Annotated in this window: 18 protein-coding genes; 11 read left to right on the top strand and 7 right to left on the bottom strand. The window is 73.0% G+C overall.

Annotated elements, in window-relative coordinates:
• Positions 1-112: 112 nt before the first annotated feature.
• Positions 113-1,456 carry a S1 family peptidase gene (locus ACLVWQ_RS04120; RefSeq protein WP_414106756.1) on the bottom strand — a complete coding sequence of 448 codons (1,344 nt, stop codon included), beginning with the start codon at positions 1,454-1,456 and terminating at the stop codon, positions 113-115.
• 492 nt (positions 1,457-1,948) lie between these two features.
• Between ACLVWQ_RS04120 and ACLVWQ_RS04115 the strand changes: the two genes are divergently transcribed.
• From ACLVWQ_RS04115 to ACLVWQ_RS04090, 6 genes are all read left to right on the top strand, one after another.
• Complete coding sequence (locus tag ACLVWQ_RS04115; RefSeq protein ID WP_414106755.1) at positions 1,949-2,644, top strand: type 1 glutamine amidotransferase domain-containing protein; 696 nt, start codon at positions 1,949-1,951, stop codon at positions 2,642-2,644.
• Positions 2,645-3,134: 490 nt separating this feature from the next.
• Positions 3,135-3,350, top strand: coding sequence for a type A2 lantipeptide (locus ACLVWQ_RS04110; protein ID WP_414106754.1), 216 nt, complete (start codon positions 3,135-3,137; stop codon positions 3,348-3,350).
• Positions 3,351-3,505: 155 nt separating this feature from the next.
• A complete protein-coding gene (locus ACLVWQ_RS04105) occupies positions 3,506-4,312 on the top strand; it encodes an HlyD family efflux transporter periplasmic adaptor subunit (RefSeq protein ID WP_414106753.1) in 807 nt (268 codons plus the stop codon).
• 47 nt (positions 4,313-4,359) lie between these two features.
• Positions 4,360-6,576, top strand: coding sequence for an NHLP family bacteriocin export ABC transporter peptidase/permease/ATPase subunit (locus ACLVWQ_RS04100; protein ID WP_414107387.1), 2,217 nt, complete (start codon positions 4,360-4,362; stop codon positions 6,574-6,576).
• Positions 6,577-6,691: 115 nt separating this feature from the next.
• Positions 6,692-9,460 (top strand): NHLP bacteriocin export ABC transporter permease/ATPase subunit, encoded by a 2,769-nt coding sequence (locus ACLVWQ_RS04095; RefSeq protein WP_414107386.1) that lies wholly within the window; start codon positions 6,692-6,694, stop codon positions 9,458-9,460.
• Between the two features lie 201 nt (positions 9,461-9,661).
• The gene (locus ACLVWQ_RS04090; RefSeq protein WP_414106752.1) at positions 9,662-11,173 is read left to right on the top strand and encodes an MFS transporter; all 1,512 of its coding nucleotides are present in this window, start codon (positions 9,662-9,664) and stop codon (positions 11,171-11,173) included.
• 54 nt (positions 11,174-11,227) lie between these two features.
• On the opposite strand, the gene ACLVWQ_RS04085 is transcribed toward ACLVWQ_RS04090, so the two are convergent.
• From ACLVWQ_RS04085 to ACLVWQ_RS04065, 5 genes are all read right to left on the bottom strand, one after another.
• Positions 11,228-12,628: an MDR family MFS transporter gene (locus tag ACLVWQ_RS04085; RefSeq protein WP_414106751.1), complete on the bottom strand. Its 1,401-nt coding sequence runs from the start codon at positions 12,626-12,628 to the stop codon at positions 11,228-11,230.
• Positions 12,621-14,552, bottom strand: coding sequence for an ABC transporter permease subunit (locus tag ACLVWQ_RS04080; protein ID WP_414106750.1), 1,932 nt, complete (start codon positions 14,550-14,552; stop codon positions 12,621-12,623). The genes ACLVWQ_RS04085 and ACLVWQ_RS04080 overlap by 8 nt, the downstream gene beginning before the upstream one ends.
• Positions 14,553-14,565: 13 nt before the next feature.
• Positions 14,566-16,077 (bottom strand): ABC transporter substrate-binding protein, encoded by a 1,512-nt coding sequence (locus ACLVWQ_RS04075; protein ID WP_414106749.1) that lies wholly within the window; start codon positions 16,075-16,077, stop codon positions 14,566-14,568.
• A gap of 134 nt (positions 16,078-16,211) precedes the next feature.
• Entirely contained in the window at positions 16,212-16,745 is a 534-nt protein-coding gene (locus ACLVWQ_RS04070; RefSeq protein ID WP_414106748.1) for a GNAT family N-acetyltransferase, read from the bottom strand.
• A 46-nt stretch (positions 16,746-16,791) separates the two neighbouring features.
• On the bottom strand, positions 16,792-17,235 hold the full coding sequence (locus ACLVWQ_RS04065; protein WP_414106747.1) for a hypothetical protein: 444 nt from the start codon (positions 17,233-17,235) through the stop codon (positions 16,792-16,794).
• A gap of 264 nt (positions 17,236-17,499) precedes the next feature.
• Between ACLVWQ_RS04065 and ACLVWQ_RS04060 the strand changes: the two genes are divergently transcribed.
• Complete coding sequence (locus tag ACLVWQ_RS04060) at positions 17,500-17,919, top strand: STAS domain-containing protein (RefSeq protein ID WP_414106746.1); 420 nt, start codon at positions 17,500-17,502, stop codon at positions 17,917-17,919.
• Positions 17,920-18,098: 179 nt separating this feature from the next.
• On the opposite strand, the gene ACLVWQ_RS04055 is transcribed toward ACLVWQ_RS04060, so the two are convergent.
• Complete coding sequence (locus tag ACLVWQ_RS04055) at positions 18,099-18,527, bottom strand: protease inhibitor (RefSeq protein ID WP_414106745.1); 429 nt, start codon at positions 18,525-18,527, stop codon at positions 18,099-18,101.
• Positions 18,528-18,867: 340 nt separating this feature from the next.
• Between ACLVWQ_RS04055 and ACLVWQ_RS04050 the strand changes: the two genes are divergently transcribed.
• The 4 genes from ACLVWQ_RS04050 (at position 18,868) to ACLVWQ_RS04035 (ending at position 23,359) form a co-directional block, all read left to right on the top strand.
• Positions 18,868-19,452 carry a hypothetical protein gene (locus ACLVWQ_RS04050; RefSeq protein ID WP_414106744.1) on the top strand — a complete coding sequence of 195 codons (585 nt, stop codon included), beginning with the start codon at positions 18,868-18,870 and terminating at the stop codon, positions 19,450-19,452.
• A 465-nt stretch (positions 19,453-19,917) separates the two neighbouring features.
• Positions 19,918-20,949 (top strand): hypothetical protein, encoded by a 1,032-nt coding sequence (locus tag ACLVWQ_RS04045; protein ID WP_414106743.1) that lies wholly within the window; start codon positions 19,918-19,920, stop codon positions 20,947-20,949.
• Between the two features lie 230 nt (positions 20,950-21,179).
• On the top strand, positions 21,180-22,349 hold the full coding sequence (locus ACLVWQ_RS04040; protein ID WP_414106742.1) for a lactate 2-monooxygenase: 1,170 nt from the start codon (positions 21,180-21,182) through the stop codon (positions 22,347-22,349).
• Entirely contained in the window at positions 22,346-23,359 is a 1,014-nt protein-coding gene (locus tag ACLVWQ_RS04035; RefSeq protein WP_414106741.1) for a 2-hydroxyacid dehydrogenase, read from the top strand. Before ACLVWQ_RS04040 ends, ACLVWQ_RS04035 begins: the two co-directional genes overlap by 4 nt.
• The last annotated feature ends 4 nt before the right edge of the window (positions 23,360-23,363 follow it).

Genomic DNA, 23,363 nt, shown 5'->3' with positions numbered 1-23,363 from the left:
AACCGGTCCCCCCACCCGCTCTCCGGCCGGAGCGGCCCGGTCCTCCCGCCGGAGAAAACCGGTCCGCTTCCGGACGGCGCCGCCACTGACGTACGGTCAGGTCACTGGTCGGTTACCAGGACGAGCCGTCGTCCGCGGCGTCACCGTGTCCATTGCCGGCCTCGCCGGTCTGGTCAGCCGCGCCACCGGTCTGCTCCTCGGCGCCGGCCTCTTCGCCGCCGACCGCGTCACCACCGGCGCCGGCCTCGTCACCGGCGCCGGCCTCCTGACCTGCTCCGGCCTCGTCGTCCGCGCCCGCTTCGTCGCCCGCGCCTGCCTCGTCACCGGCGCCGCCGGCTCCGGCGGCGTCGCCCGCGCCGAGGGTCGCGCCCACCGCGGTCAGTGCGGTGGTCACCGGCTGGAAGAAGGTCTCGCCGCCGACGGTGCAGTCACCGCTGCCGCCCGAGGTGAGGCCGATCGCGCTGCCGTCCGCGGTGAACAGGGAGCCGCCGCTGTCGCCGGGCTCGGCGCACACATCGGTCTGGATGAGGCCCGTGACCGTGCCCTCCGGGTAGTTCACGGTGGCGTCGAGGCCGGTGACCTGACCGTCGTTGAGACCGGTGGTGCTGCCCATCCGGATCACGGTCTCGCCGACCGCGGCCTCCGCGGCCTGCGTGATCTCCACGGCCTGCTCGCCGGTGTTCACCGTGCTGGGCGCCTCGGTCGCCGGGTCGTCGTACTTGACGAGGGCGAAGTCGCCGGCACCGGGGAACGTGGCCGTCTCGACCGTGCCGATCGGCGCGCCGTCCTGCGCGTCCGACCACTCGGCGGCGGCGACACCGCAGTGACCCGCGGTCAGGAAGGCAGGGGAGCCGTCGTCGGCGACGACGTTGAAGCCGAGCGAGCAGCGTGCGCCGCCGCCGAAGATGGCGTCGCCGCCCTCGACGAACGTCTTGAACTCACCGGCGGACTTCTTGATGGTCGCCATGCCCGCGCCGAGGGTCTGGACGGTCGACTCCAGCCGGTCCCACTTGGCGCCCGTGACGGTGCTGTCGGCGGTGACCTGGATCTTGTTGGTCCGGGGGTCCACCGCCCAGGAGGTGCCGGGAATGGTCGCGTCGGCCTTCAGCGTCTGCGAGGCCGAGGTGAGTTCGGCGGTGCTGTTCTCGACCTGCCGGACGACCGCACCCGCCTTCTGCGCCAGCGTGACGGTGTTGTTGTCGCCCACGACGTTGATGACGAGCTGCTGCTCACCGGAGTCGTAGTACGCACCGGCAAACGCTTCGCCGAGCTGGCCGGCCAGCTGCGAGGCGAGGTCGGACGCGTCCGCGGCCTTCAGCGTTCTGGGGGCGGCACCTTCCGTCGCATCGGTCTGGGACGCCATGGCGTTGGGCAGGATGAGGGCTGCCGCGCCGAGGGCGACCACGCCTCCTGCGGCTATGACGGCCTTGCGCTTCGGTATCCGCTTGTGACTCAACTTCTTGACCTCCTGGGGACTGGGGGGTCCGAGCCGCCGGGTGGCAGCTGACTGCGGGGTGCCTGGATGGCTGTTGATACGCAAGCGACGCGTGGGGCGTTCAACGCCGTTCCCCAACTTCCTTTGCGAAAGCACGAATCGGCCGTGCGCACGTACCGCCCGAGGGGGTGGACAGCGGGACGAACAGGGGCGACCCGCACCGGGAGGCACCTGTTCGGGCCGGCGCTCACGGAACGCGGTCCGCGCACGGATTGCACACCGGAGATCTCGGCAGATCACAACGGATCACGACGGATCACGGCCAGGACGGCACCCCACCGATATTCGGCCGGAATGCTTTGCGACGGGCGAAAGTCGCCGGAATACGGCCACATGCACCGACCGCCGTGTCGGACCATGTGGGTCCATTCCCGTGATGCCGTGGGAAATCCGATGTCCTCCAATGGATCCCCCTAATTGGAGCTCCGTGTCCCGCCCGCCTACCGTCGAGGTATGTCGAAAATTCTTTTCGTAGTGACCGGTGCCGATTTCTGGACTCTCGCGGACGGCACGAAACATCCGACCGGCTTCTGGGCGGAGGAGGCCGCGGCCCCGTACGAGGCGTTCCGGGCCGCGGGCCACGAGATCACCGTGGCCACTCCCGGCGGCGTCGTGCCGACCGTGGACCGGGGCAGTCTGGCCCCCGAGCTCAACGGCGGACAGGAGGGCGCGGACGAGGTCGCCGCCACGCTCGCCTCGTTCGACGGACTGCGGCACCCGATCCGTCTGGAGGACGTCGACCTCGACGCGTACGCGGCCGTCTACTACCCCGGCGGCCACGGACCGATGGAGGACCTCGCGGTGGACGCCGCCTCGGGCCGGCTCCTCACCCGCGCCCTGGAGTCCGGCAAGCCGCTCGGTGTCGTCTGCCACGCCCCGGCCGCACTGCTGGCGGCCACCGGCCAGGACGGCGAGAACGCCTTCGCCGGCTACCGCCTCACCGGGTTCACCAACGTCGAGGAGACCCAGGCGGGGCTCGCCGACAAGGCCAAGTGGCTGCTCCAGGACCGCCTGGTGGAGATCGGCGCCCACTTCCAGGAGGGCGAGCCGTGGGCCCCGTACGTGGTCGTCGACCGGAATCTCGTCACCGGGCAGAACCCCGCGTCCTCGGCACCGCTCGCGGCGGAGCTCCTCAAGCAGCTGAACTGACCGCGGGCCGGCCCCGCCGGATCCCTCGCCCGCCCGGTCGCTTTCCGTGACCGTACGGCGACAGGCTGTTCGGCACGCCGAGCGGAATCCCTGCTTCAGGAAATCTGCACATCGAATACGCACCCACGTCACGGCACGCGGCGATCCGCACGGCGGGTCACCGCGTGCCGCGTCTTTGGCGAGGTGTGCCCGATTCCGGATCCCGGTGTCTGTCACCGGGCTGTGAATGACCCCCGAATCGTGTGAAGAAGTCGCCACCACGCGGTGACCGGTCCTGCACGGTTGAACCGGACCGTCTGTCAAATACCCGGATCACCCGACCCGTTGATTGGATACGCGACGCACCACCGTGCTTTGATCCATTGCACCGCGGGGGCCGTTCGGTGGTTTCCGGTTACCGGATCCGGGCGCTCGCGGCCGCGGCCGCATCTGTCCCCAGAGGGGGCCGCTCACCCCCTTGTGAAATATCAATAGGAAGGGAAGTTCCATCATGAACTCCACCCCCCAGGTTCAGACCGCCGAGATCTCCGACGCGGACCTCGACAACGTCTCCGGCGGCCTCGCGCTCAACGCCGTCAGCAGCGTCACCGGCGCCGTCAACGGCATCGCCCCGGTCTCCGGCCTGGTCGACACCGTCGTCGGCACGGTCGAGGGCGCGACCGGCCTGAACACCGCGCCGGTCACCGGCCTGGTCGCCGGTCTCTGATCACTTCTGTGATCGCATAGCGTGCCGTGAGTCCCGGAACCATTCCCCCCGGTTCCGGGGCTCACGGGTGTGCCCCCTCCTTCTTCTGGGGTCCCGGTCCGCCCGCGGGGCGCTCCTGAGCCCGCCGCCCGTCACTCGCAGGTGAGGGAAAACCCGTGCAGTTCCGCCAACAGGCCCTCGCCAAACTGCAGTCGCCGGAGGAGCTCGACCTGCCGGTGCGCTTCGCCCGTCCCCAGGGCTGGCTCGTGCTGTCCGTGACCGTCGTGGTCATGGCGGCCGCTTCGGTGTGGGCCGTGACGGGCTCCGTGGCGTCCACCGTGAGCGCGCCCGCCATCCTCACGCACGGGCAAGGCAGTTACCTCCTGCAAAGCCCTGTCTCCGGCCAGGTCACCGCGGTCCTCACCGAGCAGGGCCGGCGGATCGCCGCGAACTCCCCCGTCCTCAAGATCCGTACGGCGAAGGGCGAGACCGTCGTGCGCAGCGTCGCCGCGGGCCGGGTCACCGGGCTCGCCGCCACGATCGGCGCGATCGTCGGCACCGGTACGAACGTCGCCGCCGTGGAGAAGGTCGCCGACACCGACGACCCGCTGTACGCGACGGTGTACGTGCCCGCCGAGAACGCCGCCACGATCCCCGCGGACGCCGCCGTCGACCTGACCGTCCAGTCCGTGCCGACCCAGGAGTACGGGGTGCTGCGCGGCCGGGTGAAGTCCGTCGACCGGGCCGCCCAGTCGCCGCAGCAGATCGGCGCCTTCCTCGGCGACAGCCAGCTCGGTGAGCAGTTCACCGAGAAGGGCAGGCCCGTGGCCGTCCTCGTCCGGCTCGAGAGGTCTTCCGGCACGAAGTCCGGTTACCGGTGGTCGTCCGCGCAGGGTCCGCCGTTCCGCCTCGACTCCATGGTCATGGCCTCCGGTTCGATCCGCCTGGACGACCAGCGCCCGATCGATTGGCTGCTGCCGTGACCGCCCCCCAGGACACCTCGTCGGCCACGCCCACCGCCGAGGAGCAACTGCCGCCTCCCGTACGGGGCCGCCGCCGGGCCGCGCCGCCCAGGCGCAAGGTCCCCAGGGGCCGGGGCAGACGCGTCCGTACGCCCACCGTCCTCCAGATGGAGGCCGTCGAGTGCGGCGCCGCCTCCCTGGCGATGGTGCTCGGCCACCACGGGCGGCACATCCCGCTGGAGGAGCTGCGCATCGCCTGCGGTGTCTCGCGCGACGGCTCACGGGCCAGCAACCTGCTGAAGGCCGCGCGCAGTTACGGTCTCACCGCCAAGGGCATGCAGATGGACACGGCGGCGCTCGCCGAGGTGCACGCTCCGGCGATCCTGTTCTGGGAGTTCAACCACTACGTCGTCTTCGACGGGACGGGGCGCCGCTTCGGCCGGCGCGGGGTGCACATCAACGACCCCGGCAAGGGGCGGCGGTTCGTCCCCATGGAGGACTTCGACACCAGCTTCACGGGCGTCGTGCTGGTCCTGGAGCCGGGTCCCGACTTCGAGAAGGGCGGCCGCAGGCCCGGGGTCATGGGCGCCATGCCGGCCCGGCTGCGCGGCACCTCGGGCACCATGCCGGCCGCCGTGCTGGCCAGTCTGCTGCTGGTGGCGGTCGGCGCGGCCGTGCCCGCGCTCAGCCGTACGTACATCGACATGTTCCTGATCGGCGGACAGACCTCGCTGCTCGGGGTGCTGTTCGCGTCGATGGGCGCGAGCGTGCTGCTGACGGTGGTGCTGACCTGGCTGCAGCAGGCGAACCTGCTGCGCGGCCGCCTCATCTCCTCGACGCTCAGCAGCGCCAGGTTCCTGCGGCATCTGCTGCGGCTGCCGGTCACCTTCTTCTCCCAGCGCAGCCCGGCCGACCTGGTGCAGCGGCTCCAGTCCAACGACGCGGTGGCCGAGACGCTGGCCCGGGACCTCTCGGCGGCCGGCGTGGACGCGATCGTCGTGGTTCTCTACGCCGTGCTGCTGTACACGTACGATCCGCAGCTCACGGCCGTGGGCATCGGGGTCGCCCTGCTCAACGTGGTGGCGATGCGGGTCGTGATCCGGCTGCGCGCGACACGGACGGCGAAGCTGCGGGCCGACAGCGCGCGGCTGACGAACACGGCGTACACCGGGCTGCAGTTGATCGAGACGATGAAGGCGACCGGCGGTGAGGACGGCTACTTCCGCAAGTGGGCGGGGCAGCACGCCACCACCCTGGAGGAGCAGCAGCGTCTCGGTGTGCCGAGCGCCTGGCTGGGTGTCGTCGCGCCCACGCTGGCGACGCTCAACAGCGCGCTGATCCTGTGGATCGGCGGCATGCGGGCCGTGGAGGGGCACATCTCCATCGGTCTGCTCGTGGCGTTCCAGGCTCTGGTGACCCGCTTCACCGCGCCGATCACCCGGCTCAACGGGGTCGCGGGGCGTATCCAGGACTTCGCGGCGGACGTGGCGCGCCTCAAGGACGTCGAGAACTTCGCCGCGGACCCGCTCTACGCGCGGCGCGGCGCGAGCGACAGCACCCGCCGGCTGCAGGGCCATGTCGAGCTGTCGAACATCACCTTCGGGTACAGCCCGCTCGACAAGCCGCTTCTCACCGGGTTCTCGCTGACGGTCGGTCCGGGCCAGCAGGTCGCCCTCGTGGGCGGTTCCGGCAGCGGCAAGTCGACGGTGTCCCGGCTGATCTCGGGCCTGTACACGCCCTGGGAGGGCGTGATCCGGATCGACGGGCAGTGGCTGGAGGACATCCCGCGCGGCGCGCTCGCGTCCTCCGTCTCCTTCGTCGACCAGGACGTCTTCCTCTTCGAGGGCACGGTCCGCGACAACATCGCGCTGTGGGACCCCTCGGTCCCCGACGAGGCGGTGGTCACCGCGCTGCGGGACGCGGCGCTGTACGACGTGGTGATGCGGCGCCCCGGCGGAATCCAGAGCCGGGTCGAGCAGGACGGCCGCAACTTCTCCGGCGGCCAGCGCCAGCGCCTGGAGATCGCGCGGGCGTTGGTCCGCAGGCCCAGCATCCTGGTGCTGGACGAGGTGACGAGCGCGCTGGACGCGCAGACCGAGCAGGTCGTGATGGACAACCTGCGCAGGCGCGGCTGTGCCTGTGTGGTGATCGCGCACCGGCTGAGCACCGTGCGCGACAGCGACGAGATCGTGGTGCTCCAGCACGGCACGATCGTGGAACGCGGGCGTCACGACGCCCTGGTGGCGGCCGGCGGCGCGTACGCCGAGCTGGTCAGGGAGCGTTGAGATGACGTCCGTGTATCCGCAGAACGAGCAGAACGCACAGAACGCGCAGTACCAGTCGCAGCAACCCCAGCAGCCCGTCACCGAGGGCGACTACGTGCTCGCCGCGCTCGGCGGCATGGGCGCCCCGGTGGACGGCTCGGGGTTCAATCGCCTCGATCTGGAAGGGCCGCACGTCCTGTGGCTCGTCGCGGCCGGGGCCATGGACCTGTTCGCCGTGGACGCGGCCGGGCAGGGGCACTGGCACCACCTCGGCCGTCTCGAAGCGGGCTCGCTGCTGCTCGGCCCGGTCGCGGGACCCCAGCACACGCTCGTCGGGCGGCCGCTGCGCGCGTGCGTCCTGCGCCGGATCGAACTGCGCGAGCTGTACCAGCCCCCGCAGACCCAGACCTGGACGTACGACGCGTACGGCACCCCCCAGTACGTCCCCCCGTCCACCAGCCCCCTGGAGTACGCCCTCTCCCTCGGCCTCGGCCGGGGTCTGGCCATCCTCTTCGAGGCGCCGCTCGCCACCGAGCGGGGCGCGGCCCCCACCGACGACGACGTCCTGTGGACGCAGGTGCCGCCGGGCAGTGTGCAGTACGGCTCCCTGTACGGCGCCGAGGCCGCGGCGGACCTGTTGCTCGACCCTGCGCTGTGGCAGTCGACGGTCGACCAGCAGTACCGGCTGCTGGCCACGCTCGACCGCTGGATCGAACAGCTGGAGCGCACCCACGAGAACCGGACGGCCGCCGGCATCAAGGCGGGCGAGGCGGTCCGCGCCCAGGCCGACCGCACCCTGCTGGCCTCCGTCTCCAAGCGCTCGGGGCCGGGTCCCGGCGCGGCCGACGCCGATGCCACGTACGCGGCGTGCAGGCTCGTCGCCCGCGCGACCGGGATCACCCTCTGCGACCCCGCGAAGGGCGGCTCGCAGAGCGACCGGCTCGACCCGGTCGAGCGGATCGCGCTCGCCTCCCGCGTCCGGGCCCGTGCCGTACGCCTCGACGGGCGCTGGTGGCGCGACGACGTCGGCGCGCTCGTCGGGCACCGGGTCGCCTCGGGTGCTCCGGTGGCGCTGCTGTGGCGGCGCGGCGGGTATGTGGCGGTGCATCCGTCGAGCGGCCGCGAGACGCCGGTCGAGAAGGCCAACGCGGCGGAGTTCGAGCCGCGCGGGGTGATGTTCTACCGGCCGCTGCCCGAGCGCGGGCTGACCCCGCTGCGGCTGCTGCGGTTCAGCCTCCAGGGCACCGGCGGCGACCTGCGCAACCTGGCGCTCAGCGGTCTGGTGACGGTGGCGCTCGGCGCGCTGGTGCCGCTCGCGACCGGCCAGGTGCTGGGTGAGTTCGTGCCGAAGGCCCAGGAGAGCCTGATCGTCCAGGTCTGCCTGGCCGTCATGGTCGCCGGTGTGGTGTCGGCGGCGTTCACGCTGATGCAGAACCTCACCATGCTGCGCCTGGAGGGCCGGATCGAGGCCACGCTCCAGCCGGCCGTGTGGGACCGGCTGCTGCGGCTGCCCACGGCGTTCTTCACCTCGCGCTCCACCGGTGAACTGGCCAGTGCCGCCATGGGTATCAGCGCCATCCGCCGCATGATGGCCGGCCTGGGCCCGGTGGTGGTCCAGTCGGTGACGGTCGGCGTGATGAACCTCGCGCTGCTGTTCTGGTTCAGTGTCCCGATGGCGCTCGCCGCGATCGGGATGCTCGTGGTGATCGCCGCGGTGTTCCTCGGGCTCGGTCTGTGGCAGGTGCGCTGGCAGCGCCGGCTGATCGTGCTGAGCAACAAGCTCAACAACCAGGCCTTCCAGACCCTGCGCGGTCTGCCGAAGCTGCGGGTCGCGGCGGCGGAGAACTACGCGTACGCGGCCTGGGCCGGCGAGTTCGCCCGCAGCCGTGAGCTCCAGCAGCAGGTGGGCCGGATCAAGAACCTCACGACCGTGCTCGGCTCGGTGTATCTGCCGCTCTGCTCGCTCATCATGTTCATGCTGCTGGCGGGACCCGCGCGCGGTTCCCTGTCGGCCGCGGCCTTCCTCACCTTCAACACCTCGATGACGATGCTGCTCTCCTCGGTCACCCAGCTGACGGGTTCCTTCGTGTCGATGGTCGCCGCGCTGCCGATGTTCGAGGAGATCAAGCCGGTGCTCGACGCGACGCCCGAGGTGCGCGTGGCGAGCACGCGCCCCGCCGAACTCACCGGGGCGATCGAGGCGAAGAAGCTGTCCTTCCGGTACACCGACGACGGGCCGCTGGTCCTGGACGACGTGTCCTTCGCGATCCGGCCCGGCGAGTTCGTGGCCGTCGTCGGCCCCAGCGGCTGCGGCAAGTCCACCCTGCTGCGGCTGCTCATCGGCTTCGACAGGCCGCTCTCCGGCAGCGTGCTGTACGACGGCCAGGACCTGGCGGCCCTCGACCAGTCGGCCGTACGCAGGCAGTGCGGTGTCGTGCTCCAGCACGCGCAGCCGTTCTCGGGCTCGATCCTCGACGTCATCTGCGGTACGGAGCCCTACACGCCCGAGGAGGCGATGGCCGCGGCCCGGATGGCCGGGCTCGCCGAGGACATCGAGCGGATGCCGATGGGGCTGCACACCATCGTCTCGGGCGGCAGCGCGGTCTCCGGCGGCCAGCGCCAGCGGCTGATGATCGCCCAGGCCCTGATCCGCCGTCCGCGCATCCTGTTCTTCGACGAGGCGACCAGCGCCCTGGACAACGAGACGCAGCGCACGGTCATCGAGAGCACCCGCGCGCTCAACGCCTCCCGTGTGGTGATCGCGCACCGGCTGACCACCGTCATGGACGCGGACCGCGTCATCGTGATGGAGGACGGCCGGATCGCCCAGCAGGGCTCGCCCGCAGAGCTGCTGGCGGACACCGGCGGACGGCTGCACGAGCTGGTGCGACGGCAGATGCAGTAGGGGTACGGACGGGGGCCGGGGTCCGGTGGATCCGCCGCCGGAGCGCGCCATGTGACGTCCGTCTCACTAGCGAAACTTTGGCGTTTCGATAAAAGTGGTCTAGCCTCGATGCGTACGAAACAGTTTCGTTCATGTGTCGTTCATGTGCTCCCCCGTGCAGTACGAGCGGACTTTCCCCTTTTCCCTGGAGGGCTCCTCCTCATGGCCAAGACCCAGACCCTGTCCGAAGGGGCCCGCAAGGGCGCCGCGGACGCACCCGGCGCGACGCCGCCGGCGGCGAACCGATGGTGGATCCTCTCCATCATCGGGATCGCGCAGCTGATGGTGGTGCTGGACGCGACCATCGTGAACATCGCCCTGCCCTCGGCACAGGCGGACCTCGGCTTCAGCGACGGCAACCGGCAGTGGATCGTCACGGCGTACGCGCTCGCCTTCGCCTCGCTGCTCCTGCTGGGCGGCCGCATCGCCGACCTGTTCGGACGCAAGCCCGCCTTCCTCATCGGCGTCGCCGGATTCGCCGGAGCCTCCGTGCTCGGCGGCGCGGCGAACAGCTTCGGGATGCTCGTCACCGCGCGCGCCCTCCAGGGTGTCTTCGGCGCCCTCCTCGCGCCCGCCGCGCTCTCCCTCCTGAACACGACGTTCACCGACGCCAAGGAGCGCGCCAAGGCGTTCAGCGTGTACGGCGCGATCGCCGGTGCGGGCGGCGCGCTCGGCCTGCTGCTCGGCGGTGTCCTCACCGACGCGCTGGACTGGCGCTGGACCCTGTACGTCAACATCGTCTTCGCCGTCGCCGCCTTCGCGGGCGGCTGGGTGCTCCTGAACAACCACCGTGACGCCGCGAACTCCAAGCTGGACCTGCCGGGCGCGCTGGCCGTCTCCGCCGGTCTCTTCTCCGTCGTCTACGGCTTCTCCAACGCCGAGACCCACGACTGGGGCTCGCCCCTGACCTGGGGCTTCCTGGTGGCGGGCGCCGTGCTCCTGACGGTGTTCGGCTGGTGGCAGACCCGGGCGGCGCACCCGCTGCTGCCGATGCGCGTCCTGCTCGACCGCACCCGCGCCGCCTCGTTCATCGCCGTCCTGGTGACCGGCGCGGGCATGTTCGGTGTCTTCCTCTTCCTCACCTACTACCTGCAGCTGAACCTGGGCTTCAGCCCGACCAAGACCGGTGTGGCCTTCCTGCCGATGATGGCGGCGCTGATGGTCATGGCCCAGGTGTCCACCACGATCCTGGTGCCGCGCATCGGACCGAAGACCGTCATCCCGGCGGGCTTCGCACTCGCCGCCGTCGCGATGGCCTGGCTGGCCGGCATCGGGGTGGACTCCGACTTCTCCACCGCCGTGCTGCCGCCGCTGCTCCTGACCGGCGCCGGGCTCGGCATCGTGATGCCGCCCGCCATGGCCCTGGCCACCAGCGGGGTCGCGGCGGAGGACGCGGGTGTCGCCTCGGCGACGGTCAACACCATGCAGCAGGTGGGCGGTTCCATCGGTACCGCGCTCCTCAACACGCTCGCCGCGAGCGCCGCGACCAGCTTCCTGGTCGGCAAGGACGCGACCGACCCGCTGGTCCGCGCCCAGTCGTCGATCGAGAGCTATACCACCGCCTTCTGGTGGTCGTCCGGCTTCTTCGTGGCGGGCGCCCTGATCACGTTCCTGCTCTACCGCCGCGGCGTGGCCGAGCACGACCCGGACGCCGCGCCGGTCGTCCACATGTGAGGTACCCGCGGGTGACGTGACCGCGTCGCCGCACAGACCGAGGGGCCGCCGTCTTCAGGGAGACGGCGGCCCCTCTTCTGCTGGGCTGCGGCGCGGTGCCGGCCGGTCGCGCGCCGCGGCGGAGCCGCTCGACGACACGGCCCCGCGCTTCTCGACGGCGGGGCCGCGCGGCAGCAGCGCGGCCGCCGCCACCGGGATCACCGCCAGCACCAGCCACGGCACCGCCGGAGGCAGACCCGTGTCCAGGAGAAGGCCGGTCGCCGCGCTGCCGACGAGGACGACGAGGCCGGAGACCGAGGACAGCGCGCCCGTGTAGAGGCCGAGCCTGCCGTCCTCGGCGAGATCGGGCACCCAGGCGCGGGCGGCGGGCGCGACCAGCATCTGTCCCAGGGTGAGCAGGACCACGTAACCGGCCACGGGCAGCAGCCCCACGGTGCCCGTCCACCCGGCGGGCCGGGCCGCCGCGACGACCGCGCACCCCGCCGCGACGAGCAGCAGCCCCGACACCGTCGACCGGCGCAGGCCGAGCCGGTCGCCCGCCCAGCGCGTGACCGGCAGCTGGGCCGTCACGACCAGCAGCGAGGAGAGCGCGAACAGCCAGGCCAGCGGCGCCTGCGAGCCCGCCGCGCGCTCCACCTCCACGGGCAGCAGCTGGTACAGCTGGTTGTACACCAGCAGATAGGCGCCGTACGCGCAGCACAGCGCCAGGAACCGGCGGTTGCGCCCCAGCCGCCGGAGCCCGCCCCGGCCGGTCGTCCTGACCCGGCCGGGTATGCGCTGCGGCAGCAGCCACGCGTGCCCGGCCAGGACGAGCACGAAGACCCCGGCCCCGGCGAGGCAGACCGCGCGGAAGTCCACGGCCAGCAGGAGCGCCCCGGCGAAGGGCCCAAGGAACGCGCCGGCCTGCCCGGCCACGGTGAACAGGGCCAGCACCTCGGTACGCGGCCCCTCCCCCGCCGCCTCCCGGCAGACCGCCTGGCGGGCCACCTCCGACTCGACGGCGGGTGAGAAGAGCGCGGCGGCGAATCCGATCAGCAGGACGGCCGCGACGACCGTCCAGGTGGTCCGCGCGTGGCCGAGCCAGCCGAAGCCGGCGATCCGCAGGGCGCATCCGGCGAGCACCACCGGCCGCACCCCGTAGCGGTCCGCCAGCGCGCCGCCCACCACGAACAGCCCCTGCTGGCTGAAGGTCCGCAGCCCCAGCACCAGTCCGACCAGCCAGCCCGCCATGCCGATCGCCGTGCCGAGGTGCGCGGCGAGGAAGGGCAGGACGGCGAAGAAGCCGATGTTGAAGGCGAGCTGGGTGAGGACGAGGAGGCGGAGCAGCGGCGACAGGGAGGTGAAGGTCCGCAGGGAGGAAGGGATTCTCCGGGTGGTGCGGCCCGGCTCGCCTCCGGTTCCGCCCCTGCGACCGGCGCTGCCGCGTGGGTCCGGCGAGGGCGTCGTCTCAGGCATCCCGGCTCCGCGCCGGGTCCGTCACGGGGTCCTTGTCGGCCGGGCTCGCGCCCGCGGCCCCGGCGAGACCCCCGGTCACGGACTCCGCCGGGGTCACGGCCGCGGATATCGTGGCGCCCGTGGTCGCGTGCTCCGCCGGGCCCGCGCCGGCCCGGCGTCGTACGCGCAGTGCCCGGGGCCGTACGCGCGGAAGCCGGGGCCGTCGGACCCCGCCCCCTGCGGTGACCGCCACGGCGCCGAGCAGGGCCAGCGCCGCCGCCGGTGCCAGGGACGCCCAGGGCGCCCGTTCCGCGTACGGCTGGTTCTCGGCGAGCAGCAGACCCCACTCCGGGGACGGCGGCTGCGCGCCCAGGCCGAGGAAGCCCAGGGCCGCGAGGGACAGGGCCACCCCGGGCAGGCGGAGCAGGGCGTGGCGCAGGACCGGCGGCAGGACGGCGGGAAGCAGTTCGTGGCGCAGCAGTTGGAGCGGGCCCGCGCCCAGGCCGCGGGTGGCCGCCAGGTGGGTGGTGGCCCGTTCCTGGCGGAGCAGTGCCGAGGTGTGGGCGGCCAGCGGTGCCCAGGCGACGGCGGTCACCGCGAGGGCCGGGGTGGCGGGCCCGCTGCCAGCGACCGCGGTGACGAGAAGGCCGGCCAGGACCGGCGGTACGGCGTTGACCGTGTCGACCAGCGGCCCGGAGAACCGGGGCAGCAGCCCGAGCAGTACCCCGGCGACCAGCGCGGCCGCGCTGACGGCGGCCGCCAGGGCCAGGGTGTCCAGTGCTCCGTGGCCGACCCGGGCCAGTACGTCGCGGCCCAGCGCGTCCGTGCCGAAGGGATGCGTCCAGGAGGGAGGCCGGAGCCGGGCCCCGGTGTCCAGTTCCAGGGGGTCGCGGGCCAGGCCCAGGGCGACGACGGCGAGCAGCAGTCCCCCGTACAGCAGGGGCGGTGACGTGGGGCGGGGCGGGGCCGGGCGGTGCAGGGAGGGCAGCGCGTCGTCGCGCAGGGCCGGTCCGATGAGGAGGCGGGCGGTGAGACGGGCGAGGGCGCCGACGACCGCCGCGAGGACGACCAGGGCCAGGGTGCCGGCCTGGAGGACGGGCAGGTCCTGGGCGACGGCGGCCCGCAGGGAGAGCCGTCCGAGTCCCGGGATGTCGAAGATTTGCTCCACGGCGACCGCGCCGCCGGTCAGCCCGACGACGAACAGGCCCACGTTCGGCAGGAGTCCGGGCACGCAGCGGCGCAGGGCCTGCCGTGCGACGGTCCGGCCGCGTACGCCGCGCGCGGCGGCGGCCGTCGCCCACGGTTCGGCGAAGGCGCCGGGCAGCAGGTCGTCGAGCATCCGCCCGAGCAGCGCGCCCGCGGGCAGGCCGAGCGAGAGGGCGGGCAGCACCATCCACCGGGGGCCGTACCAGCCGAGGGCGGGCAGCCAGCCGAGCCGCACAGCGACGACGGAGGCGAGCACCGAGGCGGTCAGGAAGTCGGGCAGGGTGGCCAGGATCGCCGAACCCGTGCCGGCGGAGCGCCGTTCGTCGAGTCGCCGCCCGGCCCCGAGCCGCAGGGTCCGCGCGCACACGCCGGCCGCGGTCAGCGCCGCGACGGCCAGCGCGCCGCTCATCAGGAGCAGCGAGGCCCCGAGCGCCTGGAGGACCGAGGGGGCGACCTCGGCGCCGGAGATCCACGACCGGCCCGCGTCGCCGTGCAGCAGTCCGCCGAGCCAGTCGCCGAGCAGCCGCACCGGTCCGGCGTCGAGGCCGAGCCGGTCGCGGATGCTGTCCAGGACCTCGGGTGTCGCGGTGCGCTCGGCGGACCGGGCCCTGAAAACGGTGAGCGCCGGGTCCGTGTGCGCGAGCCACGGCAGCAGCCCCACCCCGCACAGCAGCGCGGCGACCAGGACGGCGCGCCAGAGCAGCACCGGCGCGCCGCCTCGTACGGCGGCCTTGAGCACGTGCGGCCGCCCGTCAGCCGCGGGTGCCGACGCCGACGAGGCCGCGCTCGTACGGGTCGAGCAGGACGCCGCTGACCTCGGCGCCGACGCCCGTGACGATCCGCTGATGGACGAGCGGAACGACGGCGTCCGTGCCGAGGATCGCCGCCTCGGCGGTCATCGCCGCGTCCTGCCGCTGCGCGGTGTCGCCGACCGACCCGGCGTCGGACACGGCCTTGTCGGCCTTCTTGTCGCACAGGAGGGCCAGGTTGTAGCCGCCGTCGCAGGTGTAGTCGCTGGCGAGGACGGAGAGGGGGTCGCCGGTGTCGAGCATGGTGTTGCGCGCGGACACGAACGCGTCGAACTTCCCGGCCAGCGCGTCGCTCTCCAGGCGCGAGTACTCACGCACCTCCAGCTTCACCTCGAACCCGGCCTTCTCCAGCTGCTGCTTCAGCACCTGGGCGACCTCGGGCAGTTCGGGCCGGTTGTCGTACGTGGCCAGGGTGAGCGTCGTTCCGTCGGCGACGGCCGCCCGCGCCCGCCCGGCCGGTGCGACGCGCTTGTCGGCCGCCCAGGTCAGGGCGGGCCCGTAGATCCCGGCGCCCGGGTCGGCGTGTCCCTCGTAGACGCCCTCGGCGAGGGCGGAGGTGTCGACGGCCTCGCGGGCGGCGGCCCGTGCCTTCGGGTCCTTGAAGGCGCCCGACGCGGTGTTGAGCAGGAGGCTGGTGGTGCGGGTGGTGGCCGTCTCCCGGCGGACCGCCTTGTCGAGGGACGCGGCCTGCGAGACGGGTACGGCCTCGGCGATGTCGGCCGCGCCGGTGCGCAGGGCGTTCGTGCGGGCGGTGCCGTCGGCGGTGAACGTGGCGTCGACGCCGGAGGCCTGGGCGCGTCCGCCCCAGTAGTCGTCGTAGCGGTCGAGGGTGGCGGCCGTGGTGCCGGTGACCTCGGTGAGTTCGAAGGGGCCGGTGGCGGTGCCGAGAGGGCTGACCGCGTCCTGGTCGGCGTACGCCCTGTACGAGAGGATCACCAGGCCGGGGCTGGACAGGCGCAGCGGCAGGGCGGGGTCGGGGTCGGCGGTTCTCACGCGGACCCGGCCGTCGTCCGTGGCCTCGGCGGAGAGTTCGACGCCGGTCAGGGCGGCGGTCACGGGGTCGGCGCCCGCGGCGCGGGTGAGGGCCTCGGCGACGGCCGTCGGGGTGACCTCGGTGCCGTCCTGGAAGGTGGCGTCCCGCAGGGTGAACAGCCAGCCGCGGTCGTTCTCGCGGCTCCAGGACTCGGCGAGCGCGGGAGCGGCGGCGCCGTTGGCGTCGAGGCGGGTCAGGCCCTCGGTGACGCCGAGCCGGGTGAGGAGGGTGGCGTCGGCGCCGTACGGGGAGAAGTTCTCGGTGGGCGGGAAGGCGAGGGCGACCTTCAGCCGGGGGCCCGCCGCGCCGTCGGAGGACTCCTGGCCGCCGTCGGAGGCGAAGCAGCCGGTGAGCAGGGGTGCGAGCAGCGGGGCTGACAGCAGTCCGGCGGCGAACCGGCGACGGCGCGGCGATGAGAGCATGATCTCTTTCGTTCGTGGTCGTGCGAGGTCGTGCGAGGTCGTGCGAGGTCGTGCGTGGGGGTGCCCGCGGCACGTCATCGGCGCGGGGAGGAACGGCGCCTGCGCGGAACCGCGTCGGTGCCGGGGTGCCGTCGTCAGGGCAGGGGTACGTCGAAGTGCACGATTCCCTGGCCGCCGCCGGGTTCCTCGCGTTCGTCGTGGACCGCCTTGCCCAGCGCACGCCAGAACGCCTCGGCGCCGGGCACCGCGGGGTCGGTGTGCAGATAGACGGAGCGATAGCCGCCGTCGGCCGCCGCGAAGTCGAGCAGCCCGCCGACGAGCCGTGTCGCCAGGCCCTGTCTGCGGGCCTCGGGGCGGACGTACACCCGACGCAGCTGGGCGGTCTCCCCGGAGGGGTAGCGCTCGGCCAGCCGGCGCGGGTTCGGCGGATGGGCCGGGCCGCGGGAGTCGAGGGCGGCGGTCGCGACCACCGCTCCGTCCCGCCGGTCGGCCGCGATCAGCAGCGTGTGGCGGGCGGGCGCGAGGTAGGCGCCGTGGAGGTCGATGATGTCCCGGTGCCAGCGGGGCACGTAGCCCGTACCGAAGTCCCGGTAGACGGTGTCGAGCATCACGGAGCGGGCGCCGTCGGCGTCGCCGGGGGTCGCCGTTCTTATGCAGTAGTCGCGCACTTGCGCATCATATGCATTAAGGAGGTACGGGCCCGTCCGGGGGCTGTCAGGTCCGCCGCCACGACCCTTTCCATACGACCCACACATGGCCGTCGGGCCCGTGGTGCACGTTCAGTCCGTCGACGACGGCGAGCAGCGGCAGGTCCTGGGTGCCGATGCGGTCGTCGGCGTCCAGCGGGACCGCGACGTCGTCGGTGGCGGCGACGGTGATGCCCGAGGTGTCCGCCGTGAGGACGATGCGGCAGGTGTCGGCGGCGCTCCGCTCCAGCAGGCACCTGCTCGTGGAACAGCCCGCGTCGAGGACCGGGGAGACGAACGACAGCGGGGCGTCGATCGCCTGCGTCACGGCCACGGCGGCCGCCTGGGCCGCGAACTCCCCGTCCGCGCGGGCGAAACGGGCGGTGAACTCCATCTCCCGGACGGGCTCCATGAGCCCGTGCTCGGTGAGCAGCGCGGGCCCGCCCGAGGAAGTGCGTACCGGCGTTCCCACCGCCAACCCTCCTTGGCCAGACAAGTCATGCGTACGAGTGGTGCGGCCGGGGACCTGGGCAGCACGGCGACTGTACGACCACAACACCTCCATGAACAGGGCACGTTGAGCAAACACAAAGACCAAAAGTCAACAGCTACAGCCGAATTTCACTGAGTCGAGTGAAGCCCGGCTGACGCGATGCGTGCGGTATGGATGGTTCCGGCGCGACTTGGGTAACAACCGGGATCGAATACGCCCGACCCTGTACGAGGTGGAACCGAAATGCCACCACAGCCCCATGCCACTGCCGCCGAACCGCCCGAAGACGCCATGACGGCCAGGACCCCACCGCCCCCGGCGAATCCGTACGCCCGCAGCCATCCGAGGAACGGGTTCACGGTGGTCGAGGTGCGGGGCGAGATAGACATGGCGACGGCCGGCGCCCTGGGCGAGCACCTGGACGCCCTGACCGCGGGCGGGGCGCCACAGATCGTGGTGGACCTCCGCACGGTCGACTTCTTCGACTGCTCGGGGCTGCGGGTGCTGTGCCGGGCCGACCGCCGGGCCAGGGAGCAGGGCGGCACCCTCCACCTGCTCTCCGACCAGCCCCGTATCCACCGGCTGCTCCTGGCCTGCGGCCTCCTGGAGCGCTTCCCTCCCCTGACGGAGCTGCCTCCCGCGCCGCGCCCGGCCAGGGACTGACCGGCAACGGCCCCGCCCACCGGCGCCGACAACACGCCAGGGCCGGCGAAGACGGCCCCACTCCGTCCCCGCCGGCCCCTGTTGCGAGATCACGCGCTGCTCCGCGACGGGGCTCGCGCCCCCCTCCGCATCCGCGGGCCTCCGTCGACGCACTCGGAGCACCGCGCGACCCCGGTCCCTCAGAACGTGAAGACGCTCGTCCCGTAGGAGTTCTTCACGCACTCGTTGGAGAAGGTGCGCTCGTAGGCGACCCGCTTGCCCTGCCAGACGCCGTCGACCGTGACGACGACGGGGTCGTACTCACGGGTGCACAGGACGTCGGGTCTCGTGGGCAGGGCGTCGAGGTCCCCGCCCGACGCCCGCAGCGCGCCACAGGCCGACACCGCCGCCGGATGGGTCCCCGAGGGCGTCGGCGCACAGGTCAGGGTGACCGCGCGTTCGGGTGCGACCTCGGCCGCGACCTCACCGTGGCCCGTGGTGAACACCAGGGACGAGGGGGCGTAGAGCGAGGGCGGCGCGGGCACGGCGAGGGCGGTCCCGGTCAGGGGACCGCAGACGGCGGTGGCCGTCAGGGTGATCGTCGCTGCCCAGCGCGCGGTGTTCGGCATCGTGTGCATCCTTCCGCTCGGTCGGTCGCCGCCCGGCCCGGTGGTGCCGGTGCGGCGAGCGCGAGTCTGCCGAGTCCCGCCCGGAAAGACACCTCGACCCCACGCGTTTCAGTAACCTTGCGTATTGAATCAGTGGCGTGAAGTCACGTAATTCGAACACGCGCCCCTTCGGGCCCCCTTGGAACTGAGCGGGTGCCACGCCGCCCCGGGCCGTCGCTGGCCGGATATCCCCTGCTCAGCAATAGGCCTGAAACATTCCGCTTCCGGCCGGGCGCCGGCCGCGCACCGATGGAGCGCCGACCTCTTGCGCCCTGCCGTCCGGCGGAGTAATCGTCATTACATGATTACAGCCGAAGAGCACGAGACATTGCGCGGCTGGTTCGCCGGCCGGCTGCCCGACGACCTCTTCGAGAGCCTCGGCGAGGTCACGGTCGACCGTGAGGAGATCACCGTCGTCGGCCGCATCCCCGAACCCCGCCTCGCCGAAGGCGTCTCGGACGCCGAGCGGGAGGCGGCCGTCGACTCGCGGATCCAGGAGTTCCGCGAGCGCACCCGTGACGCCCGCGTGGCCGTGGCGCGGGAGGCCGAGCACCGGTTCCGCAAGAAGGTCTCCTGGGGCGTCGAGTGCGGGACCGGACGCGCCCTGTTCACCCATGTCGCCGCCCCCGTGATGACCCGGCTGCGCCAGCCCCAGCGCCAGGTGCTCGACACGCTGATCGCCGCCGGGGTGGCCCGCAGCCGCAGCGAGGCCCTCGCCTGGTGCGTACGCCTCGTCGAGCGCCACACGGACGACTGGCTCACGGAGTTGAGGGACTCCTTGGAGCAGGTGCGACGGGTCCGCGCGCAGGGCCCCGACGCCACGGATCCCGGCACACCGGACGGCTCCCCCGAGGACGGACCGGACACCCCGGCCGCCGGCGACTGACCCCGGCCGGTGGAGCAGAGCGTCCCGGGCCGGTTCGTGGGACCGCTGGGCGATCCGGCCGGCGGGGTCGGCATCGGGCTGCCGATCTCCCCGGCCGTCGCGGCCGTGCCGTTCCTGGCCCTGCTGTGGTTCTTCCCGGACCGCGGGCGGCGTACGGACCCGAGGGCCCGCGGCTGGCGCGTACCGTCTACGTGCCGGTCCCCCGGTCCCGCCGGTCACCGGACCGGGCACCGGGGCCGGGACCGATGGCGGGGCCGATGGCGGGGCCGGGGCTGATGGCGAGGGCGAGATCCGCGGTGCGGTCGGGGCGAGCGGCCGGAGCGCGTCGGCGGCCGAGCGGCTGACCGTCCCCGGTGGTGGCTCACGGCCGCCGCCCCTCCCCGCCGATGACCTTCGACGGCGAAAACAGGACAGCTCCCGCCGCAAGGGCTGCCCCGGAACGCGCGGTTCGTAGACTGCCCGGCCATGGGAGAGATCTACGGGCGGCTGGGCGAGATCACCTGTCCCTCCGGTGAGTTGGTGATCGTCGACGGCGGTCACCTCGGCATGTGGAGCGGACGGCGGTCACCGGCGCTGGTGGACCCGGGAGCCTTCGGCGTCCAGGAGCCCGCGGTCGCCGCCGATGTGAGCGCCGCGACCGACTTCGTGGTCACCGGCCCCGACGCCGACACCGCGGCGCACTCCTTCGACCGGCAGCCCGGCCGGACCCTCCACGACATCCCGGCGTCCGGGGTCACCCGGCTCACCGAGCAGTTCGACGCGCACTGCCGGGAGCACGGTCTCGACGCCGCGCTGGAGGCCTGTGCCGAGCGGGTGCCGCACCGGGAACGGGTGCGGCGGTGCGTGGAGCGCGGCGGCGGCTGCTTCCTGATGCACGGCGTCCCCGTCGTGGCCGTCGGCGGACTGCCCCGGGACCGGCCGCTGCCGGTGCTGGCGACGGACACCGGAGTCGTGGTCGCCGTCGCCCCCGCTCCCGCCGTGCCGCCCGTGCCGCCCGTGCCGTCCGTGCGGTCCGTGGACCTCGGCGAGATCCGCGTCGACTGGGCCCGACTCCTCCTCGGGGACGCCGACGCGCTGGACCTGTGGCGGCACGACGAACCCGTCGACGGGCTGGCCGACGTCGCGTTCTGGGGCGCCGCCGAGGACGCGGCCGTGGCGGAGTTCGCGGCGCCCGAGCTGGGCGAACCGGGCGAGGAGGGAGTGAAGGGCTGGACGGGGCTGCCGGTACCGGACGCGATGCGGCTGGCCGGCACCCTCTTCGACTGGAAGGACGCGGACCCCCGGCGGCGGCTGATGGTGGACTTCCGCCCGCACTCCCACCACTGGCAGATCATGCGTGCGGTGCGCGCCTCCCCGGTGGCGGCCGGGACCGTCGAGGTCGGCGGCGCGCGCGTGCTGTGCGCGATGACCGGCCAGGGCGACGGCCGGCTCCCGGTGGCGGCGGAGCTGGGGCCGACGGGCCGGCTCCTCTCCGTACGCGTGTCGTTCCCGGTCTGAACTGTGCGTCCGGACAAACCGTGCGCCCGAGGTGGACGGATCTTGTCCCGCTCGTCAGGATCGTCCCGGGGCCCGCGTGGTTCCCGGGCACGACGGCACGCGGTCCTCGGCCACGGCACTGTGCGGATCCGGTCACGGCGGTGTGCGGCCCCGGCCGGAACGGCGCGCGGCCAGGGCGGCAACGGCACGGTCTCGACGACGAGATCCAGGGCGAGAGGCAGAAGGTACGGATGACGAAGCACTGGGCGGACTTCCAGTACGAGATCTATCTGAACGGGATGACGGGCACCGTGCCCCGGCTGCCCACCGATCTGACCCGGCTGGAGGAACTGACCGAACAGCGGCTGGGGCCCGGTCCGGTGGGCTACGTGGCGGGCAGCGCGGGCAACGGCAGCACGGCGCGCGCGAACCGGGCCGGGCTCGACCGCCGCCGGATCGTGCCGCGGATGCTGCGGGACGTCCACGAGCGCGACCTGTCCGTCGAGGTGCTGGGCCGCCCGCTGCCCGCGCCCCTCGCCCTCGCACCGGTCGGCGTCCTGTCGATCATGCACCCGGACGCCGAGCCGGCGGCGGCCCGCGCGGCCGCCGCGCAGGGCGTGCCGTACATCCTGTCGTCGGCGTCCAGTACGCCGATGGAGCAGGTCGCGGAGGCGATGGGCGACGGCGAGCGCTGGTTCCAGCTGTACTGGGCCAAGGACCGTGAGGTCACGCGGAGCTTCCTGGACCGGGCGAAGGCGTCCGGGTTCACCGCGCTGTTCGTCACGCTGGACACGCCCCTGCTGGCCTGGCGGCCCCGCGACCTGGACCAGGCGTACCTGCCGTTCCTGCACGGTGTGGGCACCGCCAACTACTTCTCCGACCCGGCGTTCCAGGCGGGCCTGGCCAAGCCGATGCACGAGGACCCCAACGCGGCGGTCCTGCACTTCGTCGGGATGTTCGCGGACCCCGGCAAGACCTGGCCCGACCTGGAGTTCCTGCGGGAGAACTGGGACGGCCCGATCGTCCTGAAGGGCATCCTCCACCCGGACGACGCGCGGCGGGCGGTGACCGCGGGGATGGACGGCGTGGTGGTCTCCAACCACGGCGGCCGTCAGGTGGCCGGCGCCGTCGCCGCGATCGACGCGCTGCCCCGGGTGGTCGAAGCCGCCGGGGACCGGCTGACCGTCCTCTTCGACAGCGGGATCCGCACCGGCGACGACATCTTCAAGGCGCTCGCGCTGGGCGCCGAGGCCGTGCTCGTCGGACGTCCGTACGCCTACGGGCTCGGCCTGGACGGCCAGGCCGGCGTCGAGCACGTCATCCGCTGCCTGCTCGCCGAACTCGACCTGACCCTCGCCCTGTCGGGGCACGCGGGACCGGCGGATCTCGCAGCGGACGACCTGGAGGAGGAGACCCCGTGAACGCCGAGTCACCCACCGTCGCCACCGGCGCCGGCACCACCGCACGCAATGTGCTGGCCGTCATCTCGCCCCACGTGGGCGGCCGTTCGACCGGGGCGGCGCTCGCCACGCTGTTCCCCGCCCATGCCCGCGTCACCGTCGTGGAGTCGGCCGACGAGGACCCCGTCGCGCTGCGCGAGGCCCATGTCGTCATCACCGGGCTCGCCCCCGTGAGCGCCGAACACCTCGCTGCCGCCGAGCAGTTGGAGCTGGTCCAGTGCGCCAGTCACGGCTTCGACTACGTCGACGTCGACGTGGCCCGCGCCCGGAACGTCACCGTGTGCAACATCGGCTCCAGCGGCGCGGAGAAGCAGAACGTCGCCGAGCAGACCTTCGCCCTGATGCTCGCCCTGGCCAAGCGGCTGATCCCGGCGCACACCGCGCTCGTCGAGGCCGACTGGGCGCTGCCGCGGCTCCAGGGGTCGATCACCGAACTGTCCGGCAAGACCCTGGGGGTCGTCGGGCTCGGTCACATCGGCCAGGAGGTCGCCCGGCGCGCGGTCGCGTTCGACATGACCGTCCTGTACGCCGGACGGCGCTCCGTCGGCGCCGAGACGGAGGCCCGCCTCGGCGGCGCCCGCCGGGTGGAGCTGGACGAACTGCTGCGGGTCTCCGACTACGTGACGCTGCACGCGCCGCTCACCGACGCGACCCGGCATCTTCTCGACGCCGACCGGCTCGCGCTGCTCAAGCCGACCGCGTTCGTCGTCAACACCGCGCGGGGCGCCCTGATCGACCAGGACGCCCTCGCGGACGCGCTCGAGTCGGGCGCCCTGGCCGGTGCGGGCATCGACGTCTTCGACCCCGAACCGCCCACACCGGCCCTGCGGTTGCTCCGGGCCCCGAACGTGGTGCTCTCCCCGCACGTGGGCGGCGTCACCCGGGAGACCCTGGTGCGGATCGGACTGGCGGCCGTCCAGAACGTGACCGGGTTCCTGGCGGACGAGGCACCCCGGGACGTGGTGTCGTAGCCGG

The organism is Streptomyces sp. CWNU-52B, from assembly GCF_047444975.1.
GTDB lineage: Bacteria > Actinomycetota > Actinomycetes > Streptomycetales > Streptomycetaceae > Streptomyces.
This window is presented reverse-complemented; position numbering and strand designations above follow the sequence as displayed.